At 69.0% G+C, this 16,865-nt stretch carries 19 protein-coding genes and 1 pseudogene; 7 read left to right on the top strand and 13 right to left on the bottom strand.

The window, feature by feature from the left end:
• Window positions 1-5: 5 nt before the first annotated feature.
• The 4 genes from ACFXBC_RS03300 to ACFXBC_RS03285 form a co-directional block, all read right to left on the bottom strand.
• Window positions 6-764, bottom strand: coding sequence for an alpha/beta hydrolase family protein (locus tag ACFXBC_RS03300; RefSeq protein WP_385018103.1), 759 nt, complete (start codon window positions 762-764; stop codon window positions 6-8).
• Between the two features lie 80 nt (window positions 765-844).
• Window positions 845-2,422 (bottom strand): FMN-binding glutamate synthase family protein, encoded by a 1,578-nt coding sequence (locus ACFXBC_RS03295; RefSeq protein ID WP_385018101.1) that lies wholly within the window; start codon window positions 2,420-2,422, stop codon window positions 845-847.
• A gap of 259 nt (window positions 2,423-2,681) precedes the next feature.
• Window positions 2,682-3,320: a hypothetical protein gene (locus tag ACFXBC_RS03290; RefSeq protein WP_385018099.1), complete on the bottom strand. Its 639-nt coding sequence runs from the start codon at window positions 3,318-3,320 to the stop codon at window positions 2,682-2,684.
• A gap of 144 nt (window positions 3,321-3,464) precedes the next feature.
• Window positions 3,465-4,358: a helix-turn-helix transcriptional regulator gene (locus tag ACFXBC_RS03285; protein ID WP_385018133.1), complete on the bottom strand. Its 894-nt coding sequence runs from the start codon at window positions 4,356-4,358 to the stop codon at window positions 3,465-3,467.
• A gap of 116 nt (window positions 4,359-4,474) precedes the next feature.
• Between ACFXBC_RS03285 and ACFXBC_RS03280 the strand changes: the two genes are divergently transcribed.
• Complete coding sequence (locus ACFXBC_RS03280) at window positions 4,475-4,744, top strand: hypothetical protein (RefSeq protein WP_385018097.1); 270 nt, start codon at window positions 4,475-4,477, stop codon at window positions 4,742-4,744.
• 125 nt (window positions 4,745-4,869) lie between these two features.
• Here the strand turns inward: ACFXBC_RS03280 and ACFXBC_RS03275 are convergent.
• From ACFXBC_RS03275 to ACFXBC_RS03265, 3 genes and pseudogenes are all read right to left on the bottom strand, one after another.
• Window positions 4,870-5,016, bottom strand: a pseudogene (locus tag ACFXBC_RS03275) (IS5/IS1182 family transposase); the annotation flags it as partial.
• Between the two features lie 43 nt (window positions 5,017-5,059).
• Complete coding sequence (locus ACFXBC_RS03270) at window positions 5,060-5,866, bottom strand: SDR family oxidoreductase (RefSeq protein ID WP_385018095.1); 807 nt, start codon at window positions 5,864-5,866, stop codon at window positions 5,060-5,062.
• Between the two features lie 261 nt (window positions 5,867-6,127).
• A complete protein-coding gene (locus ACFXBC_RS03265) occupies window positions 6,128-6,430 on the bottom strand; it encodes a hypothetical protein (protein ID WP_385018093.1) in 303 nt (100 codons plus the stop codon).
• A 144-nt stretch (window positions 6,431-6,574) separates the two neighbouring features.
• Between ACFXBC_RS03265 and ACFXBC_RS03260 the strand changes: the two genes are divergently transcribed.
• The 3 genes from ACFXBC_RS03260 to ACFXBC_RS03250 are packed head-to-tail and all read left to right on the top strand — an operon-like array spanning window position 6,575 to window position 7,793.
• Entirely contained in the window at window positions 6,575-7,399 is an 825-nt protein-coding gene (locus tag ACFXBC_RS03260) for a helix-turn-helix domain-containing protein (RefSeq protein ID WP_385018091.1), read from the top strand.
• Window positions 7,396-7,602, top strand: coding sequence for a DUF397 domain-containing protein (locus ACFXBC_RS03255; protein ID WP_385018089.1), 207 nt, complete (start codon window positions 7,396-7,398; stop codon window positions 7,600-7,602). Before ACFXBC_RS03260 ends, ACFXBC_RS03255 begins: the two co-directional genes overlap by 4 nt.
• Complete coding sequence (locus ACFXBC_RS03250; RefSeq protein WP_385018087.1) at window positions 7,599-7,793, top strand: DUF397 domain-containing protein; 195 nt, start codon at window positions 7,599-7,601, stop codon at window positions 7,791-7,793. Before ACFXBC_RS03255 ends, ACFXBC_RS03250 begins: the two co-directional genes overlap by 4 nt.
• Before the next feature lie 107 nt (window positions 7,794-7,900).
• Here the strand turns inward: ACFXBC_RS03250 and ACFXBC_RS03245 are convergent, their stop codons facing one another.
• A complete protein-coding gene (locus ACFXBC_RS03245) occupies window positions 7,901-8,785 on the bottom strand; it encodes a helix-turn-helix transcriptional regulator (protein WP_385018085.1) in 885 nt (294 codons plus the stop codon).
• A gap of 126 nt (window positions 8,786-8,911) precedes the next feature.
• On the opposite strand from ACFXBC_RS03245, the gene ACFXBC_RS03240 reads away from it, so the two are divergent.
• Together ACFXBC_RS03240 and ACFXBC_RS03235 are read left to right on the top strand one after the other, a co-directional pair.
• On the top strand, window positions 8,912-9,439 hold the full coding sequence (locus tag ACFXBC_RS03240) for a cupin domain-containing protein (RefSeq protein ID WP_385018083.1): 528 nt from the start codon (window positions 8,912-8,914) through the stop codon (window positions 9,437-9,439).
• 147 nt (window positions 9,440-9,586) lie between these two features.
• Window positions 9,587-10,312, top strand: a complete 726-nt coding sequence (locus ACFXBC_RS03235; protein ID WP_385018081.1) for a dienelactone hydrolase family protein — start codon at window positions 9,587-9,589, stop codon at window positions 10,310-10,312.
• A 110-nt stretch (window positions 10,313-10,422) separates the two neighbouring features.
• On the opposite strand, the gene sufU is transcribed toward ACFXBC_RS03235, so the two are convergent.
• Genes sufU through ACFXBC_RS03220 form a run of 3 tightly spaced genes read right to left on the bottom strand, consistent with a single transcriptional unit; the run spans window position 10,423 to window position 13,020 of the window.
• Entirely contained in the window at window positions 10,423-10,878 is a 456-nt protein-coding gene (gene sufU / locus ACFXBC_RS03230) for a Fe-S cluster assembly sulfur transfer protein SufU (protein WP_385018079.1), read from the bottom strand.
• Between the two features lies 1 nt (window position 10,879).
• A complete protein-coding gene (locus ACFXBC_RS03225; RefSeq protein WP_385018077.1) occupies window positions 10,880-12,190 on the bottom strand; it encodes a cysteine desulfurase in 1,311 nt (436 codons plus the stop codon).
• A complete protein-coding gene (locus ACFXBC_RS03220) occupies window positions 12,187-13,020 on the bottom strand; it encodes a hypothetical protein (protein ID WP_385018075.1) in 834 nt (277 codons plus the stop codon). The genes ACFXBC_RS03225 and ACFXBC_RS03220 overlap by 4 nt, the downstream gene beginning before the upstream one ends.
• Window positions 13,021-13,246: 226 nt before the next feature.
• Here ACFXBC_RS03220 and ACFXBC_RS03215 point away from each other — a divergent pair, with 226 nt between their 5' ends.
• The gene (locus ACFXBC_RS03215; protein WP_385018073.1) at window positions 13,247-13,846 is read left to right on the top strand and encodes an HD family hydrolase; all 600 of its coding nucleotides are present in this window, start codon (window positions 13,247-13,249) and stop codon (window positions 13,844-13,846) included.
• A 54-nt stretch (window positions 13,847-13,900) separates the two neighbouring features.
• Here the strand turns inward: ACFXBC_RS03215 and ACFXBC_RS03210 are convergent, their stop codons facing one another.
• Complete coding sequence (locus ACFXBC_RS03210) at window positions 13,901-15,439, bottom strand: FAD-dependent monooxygenase (protein WP_385018071.1); 1,539 nt, start codon at window positions 15,437-15,439, stop codon at window positions 13,901-13,903.
• Between the two features lie 111 nt (window positions 15,440-15,550).
• Window positions 15,551-16,771 carry an MFS transporter gene (locus ACFXBC_RS03205; protein WP_385018069.1) on the bottom strand — a complete coding sequence of 407 codons (1,221 nt, stop codon included), beginning with the start codon at window positions 16,769-16,771 and terminating at the stop codon, window positions 15,551-15,553.
• Window positions 16,772-16,865 lie beyond the last annotated feature (94 nt).

The following is a 16,865-nucleotide window of genomic DNA, read 5'->3' as shown; positions in this document are numbered from 1 at the left end:
GGCCCTCAGCCGTCGATGTACTGGTCGGCCCAGGCGCTGATGATGTGGGCGGCCCGCCGCGCCTGCCCCCGTGCGGTCAGGAGGTGGTCCGCCCCTTCGAGCGCGACGAAGCTTCGCGGGTGCCGTGCCTCGCGGAAGATCTCTCCGGCGTTGTCGATGTGGACGGTGTCGTCGGTGGGCGAGTGCAGGACGAGCAGCGGCAGGTTCAACTCGCCTATCCGGTCGCGCAGATGGGCGTGGCGGACGTCTTCGACGAAGGCGCGCTTGAGGACCAGGGTCCGTCCGCCGACGAACCACTCGTGCGCCCCGTCGCTGAGCACGCGGTCCATGACCGCGTCGTACTGCCGCTCGACATGGCTGGGGTCGACGGGCGCCCCGACGGTGGCGAGCGCGCGGACGCCGGGCACATCGGCCGAGGCGGCCAGGGCGGCCGCGCCTCCCCAGGAGTGCCCCACCAGCAGGTCCACGGGGGTGCCCCGCTCCGCCATCAGAGCCGCCGCGCGGACCGTGTCCTGAACCTTGACGGTGAAGGAACCGTCCCCCCAGTCCCCGTCCGATTCGCCGATCCCGAGGTTGTCGTAGCGCAGCATTCCGATCCCCTCGCGGGCCAGCTGCTTGCTGACGCGCGAGGCGGCCGGTGAGTCCTTGCCAAGGGTGAATCCGTGCACGAAGAGCCCCCAGCCCCGGACCTCGCCCTCGGGCAGTTCGATCGATCCGGCCAGTTCGGGGCCGACGACGCTGGGGAATCTCACTTTTTCGGACATGTGGTGATCACCTAGGCAGGGGCTGTACTTGGGACGGGGACAAGGCGGGCGGGGACGAGGCGCAGGGGGTGCGGGTCGCGTCAGACGGCGGGGCTCTGCCCGGGGCCCGGCTGTGCGGAGCCCGGCCGCCCGGAGCCCGACTGCCCGGCCGTGAGCAGGGCGGTGATCTCATCGGCGAGCTGCGGTCCCAGCTCGCCCCAGCCGTCCTTGTAGCCGTAGACACCGCGCAGGGTGCGGGCCTCGTAGTCGCCGTTCATGATCTCGATGTCGTCGGCCGTGATGAGCGACGGGTGGGCGACGCCGACGGCCGCCGAGACCTTCGTCAGCTCCTTGCGCAGAGCGCGCAGGTAGACGGCGGCCCGGTTGGACTTCGATGCCGGGTCGATACCGCGGGCCAGCCGCGGGTTCTGGGTCGCGATGCCGGTGGGGCACTTGTCGGTGTGGCACTTCTGCGACTGGATGCAGCCGATCGACAGCATCGCCTCACGCGCCACGTTGATCATGTCGGCGCCCAGCGCGAAGGCGACCGCGGCGTTCTCGGGCAGCCCGAGCTTGCCGGAGGCGATGAAGGTCAGGTCGTCGGTGAGGCCCAGCTCGGCGAAGGTGCCGTAGACCCGGGAGAACCCCATACGGAACGGCAGCGACACCGAGTCGGCGAAGGTCAGCGGCGCCGCCCCGGTGCCGCCCTCGCCGCCGTCGATGGTCACGAAGTCGACACCGCGGTCGCCCCGCGCCATCAGCGTGGCCAGCTCCTGCCAGAACTCCATCTCGCCCACCGCGCTCTTGATCCCGACCGGCAGACCGGTCTCGGTGGCGAGCAGTTCGACGAAGTCGAGCAGCGAGTCGACATCGCTGAACGCGGTGTGCCGCGAGGGCGATGCGCAGTCCTTGCCGACCGGGATGCCACGGATCTCGGCGATCTCCGGTGTCACCTTCGCGCCCGGCAGCATCCCGCCGAGACCCGGCTTGGCGCCCTGCGAGAGCTTGATCTCTATCGCCTTGACGGGGGCGCCCGCGACGACCGCCTTGAGCTTGTCGAGGTTGAAGCTGCCGTCCTCGTTGCGGCAGCCGAAGTACGCCGTACCGAGCTGAAGGATGAGGTCGCCGCCGTTGCGGTGGTACGGGGAGAGGCCGCCCTCCCCGGTGTTCTGGAGGGTGCCCGCCAGGGCCGCCCCCTTGTTGAGCGCCGTGACCGCGGCGCCGGAGAGCGAGCCGAAGCTCATCGCCGAGATGTTCACCACACTGGCGGGCCGGAACGCCTTGGCGCGCCCGCGCGGGCCGCCCAGCACCTTGGCCGAGGGCAGCGGGGACTGCGGGTCGTGCGCGTCGGGCAGCGGGCCGGCGAACGTGCGCTGCTTCAGGTAGGCGTGCCCCTGGGTGTGCTCGACGTCGTTGTCGGTGCCGAAGCCGAAGTAGTTGTTCTCCTCCTTCGCCGACGCGTAGATCCAGGTGCGCTGGTCACGGCTGAAGGGGCGCTCTTCGTCGTTGGAGGTCACGATGTACTGCCGCAGCTCCGGTCCGATCGTCTCCAGCAGGTACCGGGCGTGCCCGATCACCGGGAAGTTCCGGAGCAGCGCGTGCTTCTTCTGGACGAGGTCGCGGGCGGCCACTGCCGCCAGTGCTGTTGCGGTGGCGGCGGCGATGCTCCGGGCGCGCATGAACGTTCCTCTCCTCGATGCTCGATGCTCGATTCCATCGCCATGCGGTGGACGCCGTCGTGTCGTGTCGTGTCGGGCGTTTGAGCGGCTGGCATGACCGAGCGGGCGTTCAGCGTCCGCCGGGAACACGGAACGTCATAGTAGAGACCCGTAGGGGTGGGTCTGCGGTCAGGGTTACGGGGAGTGACAGTCGTCACACGTGTACGTACCCACACCGCCCGTCCCGCCGGCCCCCGCCGCGGCCAGCCACGGTGGTCGCTCAGGAGCCGGACACGTCGCACGGACCGACCGCGGACTGGTCGACCAGCATGAGCACGATCTTGGCCGCCCTTTCGGGGCACGAGCTGCCGCGCAGGTCGACACGGTCCAGTACCAATCGGTCGACGTCCTCCAGCATGAGCTCCTGGTAGCGGAGGGCGCGGGCCAGGAACTTGTCCATGAGGAGCCGTTCCGCGTCCGCCGCTTCCCCGTAGCGCCCCGCCTCCCGCACCCGGTCACGGATGACCGCCTCACTCGCGGTCAGCCACATGGCAGCCGTACGGGGAACCGTCAGGCCCGCGACCCGCGCGGGCAACAACGCCGACCCCTCAAGCACCAGGCCCGCTCCGGCCCCGCGCCCGTCCGCGTACTCCGTGATCAGCTCCTCGATGCGGGGCCAGAGCCGTTCGTAGTGCTCGGTGACGGACGAGACCAACTGGTCGACGGTGAGCGAGCGGTAATGCTCGGCAACATACTCCGGCACCTCCCGCTCCGGCGTCCGCCAGGGCCGCCCGGGATGCCGTGCCAGTCCGTCCGTCGACAGACAGGCGAACCCGAGGCTCTCCGCGACGACTTGGGCGATGGTCGACTTCCCGACGTTCGAGGTGCCGCCGATCAACACCACCCGTGCCTTCTGCATGGCGCCGATCCTACTGAGCCGTTCCCACGGAGCCGTTGCCACTGGTCAGTCCCCACGGAGCCGATCCCGCTGAGAAGGCGAGGCCATGGCACGGTCACAGCGCGACTGTTCGCTCTGCCCCGCCGACGACACGGACGGAGGTGATCACCGAGAGAATCCGTTGTGTGCTTCGAGCTCGGCCCCCGGCGTCTGCTGGGTGGCCGCCCACGACGCCAGGAGCGCCGACTTGTCAGCGGTCGGTGTGCCCGCGGGTGCGGTGTAGACGTTGAGGCGCAGGCCGGGTTCGGCGGGCAGTTCCAGGGACTCGACGTCCAAGTCGAGCCGGCCCACGACCGGATGGCGCACACGCTTGCGGCCGGACCGGTGCAGCCGTACGTCCTGAGATGCCCACCGCTGCCGGAACAGCTCACTGCACGTCGACAGTTCACCGACCAGGGCGGTCAGCTCCTCGTCGTGCGGATTGCGGCCGGCTTCCATGCGGAGCTTCGCGGCCACGTCACCGGCAATCCGGTCGTAGTCGACAAAGAAATCTCTGGCCGCCTCGGAATCCAGATAGACGAACCGCGCTGTGTTCGCGGGCCGTCGCGGGTCGGCCAGCACCGGTGAATACAGCGCGCGGGCGAGTTGGTTCATGGCGAGCACGTCATAACGGCCATTACAGATCCAGGCAGGCGCACCGGAGATCGCGTCGAGCACCTGCTGAAGCGTCGAGCGCACCGTCACGGCACGCTTGCGCCGACGTGGGCCGCCGGGCGCCCTGGACTGGCGCGCGAGGTGGAACAGGTGGTCGCGCTCGGCCTCGTCGAGCTGCAAGGCAGAGGCCAACGCGTCGAGCACGCCATCGGATGCACCGGCGAGGCTGCCGCGCTCCAGGCGCACGTAGTAGTCGACCGATACCCCCGCCAGTAGCGCCACCTCCTCACGGCGCAGACCTGTGACCCGGCGGTTGCCGCCGTAAGCGGGCAGGCCCGCCTGCCCGGGTGCGATGCGGGCGCGACGCGAGCTGAGGAACTCCCGGATCTCGGTGCGTGGATCCATCGTGGCCATCCCTTCACCGTAAGCCCGTCCCGCAGCCTCCGGCCCCGCAGGCTCCCGTCCGTCCCGCAGACCAAGACGTCGTGTCATGTGGCGTCGATCGGTAGGCTCTGGCCGAGATGAGCATGGACGACAAGACCGAGACCGCATGCCGGATCTGCGGGTACGACGATGGCGAAGCGGTGTTCGACGAGTACGGCGTACCGCAGTACGTCATCTGCCCCTGCTGCTACAACGAATCCGGCATCGGCGATGACAACGTGTCGCAGGTCCGCGAGCTGCGTGGGTACTGGGTCGCCGGCGGCTCCCAGTGGCACGACCCCAAGTTCCTTTCAGCCGACTGGGACCTGCTGGCGCAGCTCGCCAACATTCCGCCTGAGTGGCGCTGAACTGGAGTGTCGAAGGGGGCCGGGAACGGATCCATTGCCGCAAGTGGCGGTTTTCGTAGGCCTTGTCCGCATGGAGTTCGACCAGTCGGCGTCGACGCGGGCCACGGCGGGACGGATCGGCGGTATCCCGCGCACGAGCGGCCCAGCACGGCGGCCAGTACCTCCCGGTCGCCGTAGCGCCGCCGCCCACCACCTTGCGTTCGCACAGGCGCCACTGGCACCACTCGGTGGAACAACTCCCACAACCCGTCCGGGACCGGACGCTCCACGATCGTCCCGCCAGAACACCACTCAGCACGCCAAATGGCACGGCGTCTAAGGGGTGCCCGATGCGGTCGTCGCGATGCCGCCGTCCACCGGGATCACTGTGCCCGTGAGGTAGGACCCGGCCCGGCCGGCGAGAAACACGGCGGTACCCGCCATGTCGTCATCCCGGCCGACCCTGCGCAGCGGGGTCGCCGCCGCGATCGTGTCGCCGATGGCATCGAGCGTGGCCGCCATCATGTGTGACGGGAACACTCCCGGCGCCACCGCGTTCACCGTGACGTGCTGCGGGCCCAGCTCTCTGGCAAGTACGCGGGTGAGCTGATGAAGTGCCGCTTTGCTGCTGGCGTACGAGTAGTTGGGCGACTGGGCGACGTGGATGGCCGCGATACTGCCGATGTTGATGATCCGCGCGGGATCATCGGCGGTGCCCGCCTTGCGTAGTGCGGGGAGCAGCGCCTGCACCAGCCAGAACGGCGACTTGAGGTTGAGGTCGATGACCGTGTCCCATGCCTCGTCCGGGAACGTCTCCAGCGGCTCGCGCCACATCGCTCCCGCGTTGTTGACAAGGATGTCCAGGCGTTCCGAGTCGGCCGTGACAAGGTCAGCGAGGCGCCGGCACTCGTCGTGCCTGGACAGGTCGGCGGGGATTGCTTGGACATCGCCGAATGCGGACAGCAGACGCTGCGCCTCCGCGCACGTGTCCGCATGGCGTGAGCTGATGACGACGCGGGCGCCCGCCTGGAGAAGGCCGCGCGCGATCATCAGCCCGATTCCCTTGGTACCGCCAGTGACAAGGGCGCGCTTCCCACTCAGATCGAAGAGTTCTGTGTGAGTGGTGAATTGGTTTTCCGCCATTGATCTCTGTCCCTTATGCCGTGGAACTGATGGGGGTAAAGCTGAAGCGCCTTTCCATGGAGTGTTGTCGGCGCTTTCGACTCGGCCACGTTGACAGGCATTTGAGACGCCCGGGAGACCCTGGTGATACAGGTACTGCGAGAGCCCCCCTTGCCTGGTGCGCTGACTCACCTCAGTGCTCTTCGGGATCGTCCGCCCGGTTTGGACAAGGCCGCTTCCACGCCGTACGGGAACACGCCATACCCCCTCCCGGCGGACGCGCTACTCGTCGCCCCCGCAGCCCGCGCCCTCGATCCGCCCTCCCCTGCTGTACGCGATACGGAGCACGTCCCCGAGCGACTCAGTGGCCCGGGTGAGCGCGAACCGTACGGCCCGCTCCCCCGCCACCCGATCGGCCAGCACCGCACGCGAACCGGCCAGCACCGCTTCGGCCGAGTCCATCTGCTGGTCCTCCAGATCGTCGGCCAGCCGGGAGAGCAGGCTGCGTGGGTCGTCCGTGCTGAGGTAACACGGCTTGCCCTCGGGGGACGTCCAGGGCAGCAGCCGGAGCAGGGAATCGGACATGGTCAGCGCCTCACAGGGGGGTTCGGGGGTTCGGGTCTTGGCTGACGGTCGGTGATTACCGTTCGTGTCCCGATGATTACGTCCTGGCCCTACGCTCGGGAAGGGACGCGCGATTGCCCTCGCGCACGGCAACAGGAGGGGCCGATGACCGAACTCGCCGAAGTGGAAGAGGAGTCGGGGCGCGCGGCACTGGGGCGCGCGCTGCGGTACCTACGCGAGAAGGCCGGCAAGTCACTGAGCGAGCTGGCGGCCGAGACCCGGTACGACAAGAGCTATCTGTACCGGCTGGAGGTGGGCCAGCGGCTCTCGAAGCTCGCGGTGATGAAGGACCTGGACCGGTATTACGGGACCGGGGGGCTGCTGGTGCAGCTCTGGAAGGTGGCGCGGAGGGAGGTGTTCAAGGACAGGTACAAGGAGTTCATGCGGTTGGAGCAGGCGGCCCGGATCATGCACCTGTTCACCCTGGGAATCCCGGGCCTCCTGCAAACCGAGGAAGTGGCCCGCGCGCTGTTGTCCGGTGGCCAGGAAACAGAGAGCGAAGCAGAGCAGGTGGAGGAGCAGGTAATAGCCCGTCTCGGGCGGCAGCAGCTGCTCCACCGCAATCCAGCTCCCTCGGTCCGGATCATCATGGACGAGTACGCGCTCCGCCGACCGGTGACAGACCCCGAAGCATGGATGGCGCAGCTGGAGCACCTCGTTCAGGTCGCACAACTCCCTCTGGTCACTCTTCAGATCCTCCCTTTCTCAGCAGGAGCGCACCATCTGATGGACGGCTCGCTGACGTTGCTCTGGCAGGAGGACGGGAGCGCGGTTGCTTATACGGAAGGCAATCGATGCGCAGAGCTGATGGAAGATCCAGCCGATGTCACGCGCGCCCGTCTGTCCTACGATCGGCTGCGAGATCTGGCGCTGCCCCCGTCCGACTCCATTGACTTCATCAGGGGCGTCCTGAAGGAGTACCGAGGATGAACCGCACACCCGACCTCTCCACCGCGCACTGGTGCAAGTCGAGCTACAGCGACGGGGGAGCAAACAACTGCGTCGAGGTCGCACACGGCTACCCGGGCCTCGTTCCCGTACGCGACAGCAAGGCCCCCGCCGGGCCCGCCCTGATCTTCCCCGACTCGGCCTGGACCAGCTTCATCCAAGCCGTACGGAAGGAAACGCCGTGACCGACCTCTCCACCGCGATTTGGCGCAAGTCCAGCTACAGCGACGGCGGACAGACGAACTGCGTCGAGGTCGCAGACAACTACCCCGGCATCACCCCCGTACGCGACAGCAAAACCGCCCCCACCGGCCCCGCACTCGTCTTCCCCGACTCGGCATGGGCCGCCTTCGTGGAGTTCACCGCCGGGCGATGAACTCGCCCCCTCCACGGCCACGTCGGCGTTCCGTCACCCCGAGGCAGGTTCAGGTCTGCTCACCAGTGCCGTGCCAGGCAAGGTTTGCCCGGTCGGGGTGACGGTTGTCAGCGCTCGCGTGCGGTCGAGCCGGCCCAGCTGGCCAGAAGATCGAGTGTCTGGCGTTCGGACGAGTCGGGCTCGGGCGCGTAGATGGTGATGCGGAGTCCCGGGTCAGCGGTCACATCGAGGGCTTCGTAGGGCAGGGCCAGGTTCCCGACGAGCGGGTGGTGGAGTTGCTTCACGCCGGAGCGGTGGAACTTCACGTCGTGCCTGGCCCAACGCTGGGCGAACTCGTCGCTCCGCGTGGAGAGCTCTCCGATCAGGTCCGTCAGGCCCTTGTCGTGCGGCGAGCGGCCGGTCTCGGTGCGCAGGAAGGCGACTGAGTCGTTGGCGGCTTTCTCCCACTCGGGCCAGAAATCGGCGGAACCAGGATCGAGGAACAGGAACCGCGCGGTGTTGACCGGACCACGCTGCGCGAACAACGGGGAATCGTAGACCGGGGCATACAGAGCCCGGCCGAGAGAGTTGGCGGCGAGGATGTCGAACCGCCCGTTGCGGATGTAGGCCGGCAGGTCGGTCATCGCGTCGAGCATCCGCTGGACCACCGGCCGGATCCGCCCGGTCGCAGCGGGTGGCCGACGCCCGGACGCGGTGGCCGCGCGGGCCAGGTCGTAGAGGTAGGCCCGCTCGGCATCGTCGAGCTGGAGTGCGTGGGACAAGGAGTCCAGCACCGAGTCCGAGGCGCCGCTCAAGTTCCCGCGCTCAAGGCGGATGTAGTAGTCAATGCTCATCCCGGCCAGCAGTGCCACCTCCTCCCGGCGCAATCCGGTCACCCGTCGTTTGGCGCCGAATACGGGCAGTCCTGCCCGCTGGGGCGTCATGCGGGCGCGACGGGTACCGAGGAACTCCCGCACCGCGTCGGCCTGCTCATTCCTCTTGCTGTCGGTCACCTCACCACCGTAGGTCGTACGGCCGTGTGCGGGGAGGTACTGCCGTTACCCGGAAGAGCAGTAACTCCCACCCGCGTACGCATACGGGTTTCATGGCGGGGAAACGGACGCATCAGGGAGCTCACCATGACGATCAGACGAGTAACCACTGGCCATAGCGCGGAGGGAAAGGCTGTTTTTGCCAGCGACGTGGAGCTTGAGCACGACGGAGGTGGTGGCCCTATTTACCAGATCTGGGGCGGTGACTACAGAGGCGTGCACTTCCCTGACACCGGTGCGGAGCCTGCCTGTGAAGACGAGTACTTCCCGAGGACCGGCGGGTTTCGCTATGTCATGGTCACACTGGCGCCGAAGGGCGCAGACCCGTTGCCGGATCCGGCGCCAGGGACGTTTACCCCGCGGCGGCAAATGCGTCACGGATTCGACGGTCATTTCCCCGAAGGCGGCGGGATGCACAAGACGGCCAGCATCGACCTGATGGTGGTCCTGTCCGGGGAAATCACCCTCGAACTCGACGATGGTGTCAGCAAGACCATGAAGGCAGGCGACACGATCATCCAGAACGGGACGAAGCACCGGTGGGCCAATAACGGTGACGTGCCGGCGGTCTGTGCGGCCGTCATCATCGGTATTGACCACGACGACTTCGCCTGAGGGCCGTCCCGTAAAAGATCTCCATCGTGAGTTGCTTGTGTGACGAGTCCCGTGAGCCACCGCCGCATTTCAGAGGGACACCCGCGCTGTTCTGCCAGCGGCGAATCCCGGCCCGATCGGACTCGACGATCTCTACGATCCAGGCTCATGACGACGATCACCACGCGCACGGTCCAGTACCAGGCCGACGGTCTGACGATGATCGGGTACCTCGCGCTCCCGGCCGGTGTCGACCGGCGGCCCGCAGTGCTGCTCGGGCCAGAGGGCACGGGGCTCAGCGACGTCGAGCGCCGACGGGCCGATGCTCTCGCCGAGCTGGGATACGTGGTGCTGGCCTTCGACCTCCACGGCGGACGCTATCTGGAAGACCCGGAGGAGATGCTGGCTCGGTGCATGCCACTGCTCGCCGACCCCGACCGGATGCGGGGCATCGGCCACGCGGCGCTGGACGTGCTGCGCACCGAACCGCGGACCGACCCCGACCGGATCGCCGCCGTCGGCTACGGCACCGGGGGCGCCGTCGGGCTGGAACTCGGGCGCGAAGGCGTCAGCCTGCGCGCGATCGCGACAGTCAACGCCCTGACCACGGGCCGACCGGGCGAGGCGGCACGCATCCGCTGCCCGGTATGGGCCGGGGTCGGGTCGGAAGACCCGATCATGGCCCCCGCGCAGCGGGAGGCGTTCACCGCAGAGATGCAGGCCGCGGGCGTCGACTGGCGCCTCACGGTCTACGGCGGCGCCCTTCACGCCTTCCACCACCCGTCGGTCGACCACACGGTGCGTCCCGGCGTCGGCTACCACCCACGGCACGCACAGCGAGCCTGGCGCGATGTGGTCGACCTGCTCGCCGAGTGTCTGCCCGTGACGGAGTGATCCGGCCAGTCCACGCTCGGACGCCTCACCGCCCGTCTCGCTCCCCGGGGCCGGGAGGCGATCGCCATGACGGTCCCGTGCTCCGGAGGGCCGCTTTCAGCAGGGTCCGGTCAGGCTGCCGCGTCCGGTCGCTGCAGCGCTCTCCGTAGTGCAGTCCAGGAGAGCAGCGCGCACTTGACCCGCGCCGGGTACCGGGACACATCGCGGAAGGCGACCGTCTCGGCCAGGTGAGGCGGCCAGGATTCTCCGTCAGGCACACGTTCGCGCAGCAGGGACGCGAACTCCGTGTGCAGTTCGGCCGCTTCCCGTGTGCGACGGCCGATGACCAGATCCGTCATCACCGAGACTGAAGCCTGGCTGATCGAGCAGCCCTGCACCTCGTAGGAGACATCGTCGATGGCGGTGCGGTCCCCCTCTCCTGTCAGGCTGACGCGCAGGGTCAGTTCGTCCCCGCACATCGGGTTGAACTGCTTGATCTCCACGTCGTACGGCTCCCGCAGGCCGCGGTGGTGCGGGGCCCGGTAGTGGGCCAGGATGATCGCCTGGTGTTCGGTCGTCAGGCGCATGTCACCGACCCCCGATCCTCATCGCGTCCGGCGCGCCGGTCCCGAAGAGCGACTGTGCCTCCTCGACCCCAGCGGCCAGCGCCTCGATGTCCGCGAGCCCGTTGTAGAGGTAGAAACTGGCCCGCACACTGGCCGGAACGCCCAGCCTGCGGTGGAGCGGCGAGGCGCAGTGGTGCCCGACCCGTACGGCGACGCCCCGTGCGTCCAGGACCTGGCCGACATCGTGCGGGTGTACGCCGTCGACGGTGAAGGACACCGCGCTGCCACGGTCGGTCAGCGCGGTGGGGCCGAGGACGCGTACGCCTTCCATGGCGCCGAGGGTGGTGAGGGCGGCTTCGGTGAGCAGCCGTTCGTGGGCGGCGACGCGGTCCATGCCCACGGCTGTCAGGTAGCGCACCGCTGCGGCAAGACCGACTGCCTGGGAGGCCATGGGGACACCGGGCTCGAACCGCTGGGGCGGCGGAGCGTAGGTGGACTCCGTCATTTCGACGACCTCGATCATGGAACCGCCGGTGAGGAACGGAGGCATGGAATCGAGCAGTTCACGCCGCCCGTACAGGACGCCCATGCCGAACGGGCCGAGCATCTTGTGCCCGCTGAAGACCGCGAAGTCCACCCCCGACTCGTGGAAGTCGACTCCGAGATGCGGTACGGACTGGCAGGCGTCCAGCAGGGTGAGCGCACCCACATCGGCGGCCCTGGCGACGATCCGGCGGACCGGATTGACCGTGCCGAGCACGTTCGACTGGTGGGAGAAGGCGACCAGCCGGGTGCGCGCCGTCACCACGGTGTCCAGGTCGGTGAGATCGAGCCGGCCGTCGTCGGTGACGCCGAGCCAGCGCAGCGTCGCGCCTGTGCGCCGGCACAGTTCCTGCCAGGGCACCAGGTTGGCGTGGTGTTCCATCTCGGTCACCACGATCTCGTCGCCGGGCCCGACCCGGAACCGTGTGCACGCGTCACCCGATGTGGCGGCGTTGCTCATCGCGTAGGCGACGAGGTTGATGCCTTCGGTGGCGTTCTTGGTGAACACCACTTCGCCGGGGTCCGCGCCGATGAAGTCCGCGACCTGTGTGCGGGCCTGTTCGTAGGCCGCGGTCGCCTCCTCGGCGAGTTGGTGTGCTCCCCGGTGCGCGGCCGCGTTCGATGTCTCCGAGAAGGTGCGCTCCGCGTCGAGCACCTGCACGGGCCGCTGGGCGGTCGCCGCGGAGTCGAGGTAGACCAGCCGCTCGCCCTCGACAGTTCGGCGCAGGATCGGGAAGTCGGAGCGGATCCGGGCCGGATCAAGCGCCTGGGCTCTGTCTGCGACATTCATGCGGAGGCACCGTTGCCGAGGTCCGCCAGCACCTTGTTGGTGGTCTGGAGGCACAGGCCGCGGGCGCAGACGGTGACGCTGTCGCTGTCCGCTGCGTCGGCCCCGTCGAGGAACTTCGGGTTGAAGCTCTCGATGCGCTTGGTACGGACGCCCTCGGCGAAGTCCTCGGGCGCCGTCCAGCACAGATCCTTGTACGAGGAGGTGTGCTCGGGTATGACGGCCGGGTCCTTGAGCTCCAGGACCGCACCGAACATCAACAGCGGTTCGTAGAGCGGCTCGAACGTCTCTGGGTCCTCCGTGGGGCGGTCCGCGACATAGCTGAAGCCGGCCCCGATCATGGAGATGCGGCACTCGCCGAGCGGCTTCTCGCGGGACGCGGCCTCCATGGCGCTCTCACAGCCGAGTTTACGGGCGAGCAGGTCACCCACCAGGAACGGCAACGCCGATGACGGGTCGGGGACCGCGGCCCCCCGCTCGCCCTCGGGGAAACGGGCCACGGTCCTCAGGTCGTCGGCCCGCAGCTGGGTGAGATGGACCGGGACCAGCTCCGTCGCCGAAGCCGTGACGCTCTCGGCGTAACATCGGGCGAATTCTAACGGGAGCATGCTGGTCGGTGTACTGATGACATTGGGGTGGGTGGGGTTGCTTTCGGCCCTGCGGGTACCGGTCAGCACACTGGGGCCGTTCTCCGCATTCGCCATGATCGTGACCTGGAATACGGGCTGCCACAGCGTTCCCGGTTCCAGGCATTCCTTGAGCGTCGCGGAGCCGCGCGAGCGGAACCCCGACAGTACGCCGTCGAGTTCCGACTCCGCATAAAATTTCGCCACGAGAATCTCCTCGCTGATCTACGGTTATGGCACGTAGCAAACTAGAACTGGCCCAGACCCCGGTCAACGATGACTTTTGGACAGTTTCGACGGGCCCCAACTGCCCATCCGCGTCGGACGATGAGGGCTCTTACTGGCCGAAAAATGCACCCCCGCACATCGTCGGTGCTAAAGTCCGCACGCGGACCCCAGAACATCAATGCGACGAAAAAATAAGGCAGATGCCATGGACGGCAACCTTCGCGAAGTATTCGACTTCATCGCCTTCACCGCCCGCCTCCGGGAAGTTGACCGGCACAACAATGCCACCTCGGCCAGAAAAGAGAGTGTGGCCGAACATTCATGGCATCTGGCGCTGGTCAGCTGGATTCTGCACCGCGAGTTCGAGCGGGAATGCGGCCACTCCCTCGACCTGGAAAAGATGCTCAAGCTGTGCCTGATGCACGACCTCGTGGAGATCGACGCGGGCGACCCGTCGGCCTGGAAGGCCCGGCCCGACGACGACAAGGCCCGGATCGAGGAAGAGGTCGCCCAGCGCCGGTTCGCGCCCCTCCCGGGCGGGCTCGGCGATGAGTTCCTCGGTCTGTGGCACGAGTACGAGGAAGGGGAGACGCCCGAGGCCCGGATCGTCCGTGGAGTGGACCGGCTCAACCCCGCGCTGATGCGGTTCCTGACCGGTCAGGGGTGGCAGGACGTCGGCGCCGACGCGGAGGCACTGGACCGGCTCCAACTGCCGCGCGTCCAGGTGAGCGAGGCCCTCACCGCCCTGTACCAGGAGGTCAGGGACGCGGCTGTGGCTCAGGGGCTGCTCGCTCCGGCGTCCTGACCCTCCCTCCCCTTCCGCCCCCGCCGGCCCCCCTGCGCGGGGTCCGGCCCCCGGTCAGTCGGACGCGGCGCCGAACCACTTCGGCAGGGCGGCCAGCAGCTGCTGCTGGTCGTCGCCTGCCCATGCCACATGGCCGTCCGGCCGCAGCAGTACCGCGGGCGCGTCCAGTTCCTCACTGACGTCCGTCACGTGGTCGACCCGGTCCGCCCAGCCCGCCGCGGAGAGGCCGCCGGTCTGGTCGAGCAGCAGGCCGCGGCCCGCGTGCATCAGTCCGTACAGATGGCCGCGTTTCAGCTGTACGTCGCGCAGGCGGCGGCCGAGCAGTCCGTGGACTTCGCCCTCGCACTCGCCCTTGCCCTCGGCCCCGCCCTCACTGAAGTCGTAGCGGATCGCTGTCGCGATGAGCTTCTCGGTCAGGAGCCGGTTGACGTCGTCGAAATCCATCAGTTCCGACACCAGTCGGCGCACCGCTCGGGCGCCCGGCTCGGTGGACATCAGCTCCATCTGGGCGCGGGTGTTGTCCAGTACGTCGGCGGCGACCGGGCGCCGTTCGGCCTGGTAGCTGTCGAGCAGCCCGTCCGGCGCCCAGCCGTTGACCGTGGCGGCCAGTTTCCAGCCCAGGTTGAACGCGTCCTGGATACCGAGGTTGAGGCCCTGCCCGCCGGTCGGCGGGTGGATGTGCGCCGCGTCCCCGGCCAGCAGCACGCGCCCGGCCCTGAAGCGCTCGGCCAGCCGGGTGGCGTCGCCGAAGCGGGAGAGCCAACGCGGCGAGTGCACACCGAAGTCGGTGCCCGCGACAGCCCGCAGCCGCTGCCGGAACTCGTCGAGGGTCGGCGGGGTGCGGTCCAAGGCCAGCCCGTCGGCGGGCACGACGACGCGGTACGCCCCGTCCCCGACAGGCCCCAGACCGAACCGGAACTGGGTCTTGCGGACCTCGGCCATCACGGCGTCCACCGTCTCCTGCGGGGCGGTCACCTCCATCTCGCCCAGCAGCGTCTCGACCCGGCTGGGCTCACCGGGGAAGCCGATGCCGAGCAGTTTCCGCACCGTGCTGCGGCCGCCGTCACAGCCCACTACGTAGCGGGCGCGCAGCACCGTGCCGTCACTCAGCTCTACGGCCACTCCGGCCCTGGCCCCGGCCCCGTCACCGTCCCCGCTCCCGTCACCGTCCTCGTCCTTGGCGCCGTACCCGGCACCGTCACCGTCCCCGGACTGGCTCAGTCCGACCACCTCGCAGCCGCGCCGGATCTCGGCGCCCAGCTCGGTGGCGTGTTCGGCCAGCAGACGGTCGGTGACGGGCTGCGGGATACCGAGGACGTACCCGTGCGCGGTGTCGAGGCCGCCGGGGGCGGGCTTCCTGATGGCGGCGAAGAAGCCGCCGAGCGGATACTTCCTGCCCTCCGCGAGGAACCGCTCCAGCAGACCGCGCTGGTCCATCACCTCGATGCTGCGCGCGTGCAGACCGAGCGCGCGGACGTACGTGACCGGCTCCGGTTCCTTCTCCAGGACGAGCACCCGTACGCCGTGCAGCCGCAGCTCCGCGGCGAGCATCATGCCGGTCGGTCCGCCGCCGGCCACGATCACGTCGATCATCACAACCCCCAGTTCACCTGCGCTGATTTCCCGGAAGCCGGATCCCCGGTCACGGCTTCGGTCGGCGATTCTCCGCCATGACCAGGGCCTTGCCGCAAGCCCCCCGGTGCGCTATACGTTAGGAGTGGCGAGAGGTGGAGTTTCCTTCTCGCCCTTCTCATTCCCCTTCCCGGTGTCGTGTCCCGCCCGCAGGCTCACCAGCACGCTCAGCGCGAGCAGACCCAGGAACATGAGCAGCGGGACGCTCCACGACCCGGTCGTCGCGTGCAGTACGGAAGCGGTCACCGGCCCGGTGGCGGCCAGCAGGTATCCGGCCGTCTGCGCCACCGTGGACAGGGCGGCCACGTGTTCGTGGTCCCTGCCCCGCTTCACGTACAGCACCCCGGCCACCGCCTGGCCGCCGCCCAGCCCGGCGCCGAGCACGATCGCCCAGAGTGCGGGGGCGGCGGCGGGCGCGATGAGCAGGCCGGTGTATCCGGCCGCGCAGACCAGGATGATCGCGACGAGGTGCGGCCGCTGGTCGGAGCGGGCCGCGGCCAGCACCGGCACGGTGAACCCGCCGATGGCGATGCCAAGGATGAAGAGCGACTGCATGGAGCCGGCCGTCGCCTCGGCCACCCCGGCGTCCACGAGGATCGCGGGCAGCCAGGCGAGGGTGGTGTAGAAGAGCAGCGTCTGCAGGCCGAAGAAGGCGGCCAGGCTCCACACCAGCCCGGTCCGCAGCACGGTGGCGGTGCCCGCGGTGGCGGTGGTGCCCGTGCCTTCCCCGGCCGGCAGGACCCGCGCCGCAGGTGCCCGCCCCGTACGCCCGGCGCGGTGGCGTGTCTGCGGTGCGATGCCTGCCGCCGCCAGCGCCGCCGGGATCACGGCCAGGCCGATCGCGGTCTGCCAGGAGTGGCCGCTCGCCTGCCACACCGGGACCATCAGCACCGCGATCAGCGCCGATCCCGCCCCCATGGAGAGGGCGTAGACGCCCATCATCACGCCGACCCTGCGGTGGGTGAACCGGCTCCGTACGAAGACCGGGACCAGGACGTTCACCACGGCTGTGGCCACGCTGACGAGCACCGTGCCGACGAAGAGACCGGGCAGGCCCAGCATCCGGACGAGCGCCCCGGCGAGCAGCAGGGCACTGGCCCAGAACAGCCCGCGCTCCTCACCGAACCTGCGCCGCACCAGGGAGCCGAGCGGGGCGAATACGCCCATGCAGAGCGGTGGCAGCAGGCCGAGGGCGGTCACCGCCCCGGTGCTGAACCCCGCCACCGGGGCGAGCGGACCGAGCTGGCCGAACGCGACCCGGGTGTTGAGGCTGAGCAGCACGAAGCCCGCCACCAGGACCACGGTCGCGGCTCTCGCAGGCGGCGGCGCAGCGCCGACGGGGGCCGGCCGGACGGCATCGCGGGAGTCGGCCCGCGCCGGGGACGGG

The sequence above is a fragment of the Streptomyces sp. NPDC059398 genome (genome assembly GCF_042751845.1).
GTDB lineage: Bacteria > Actinomycetota > Actinomycetes > Streptomycetales > Streptomycetaceae > Streptomyces.
Note: the sequence above shows the minus strand (reverse complement) of the source record. Positions and strands in the feature narration are given on the sequence as shown.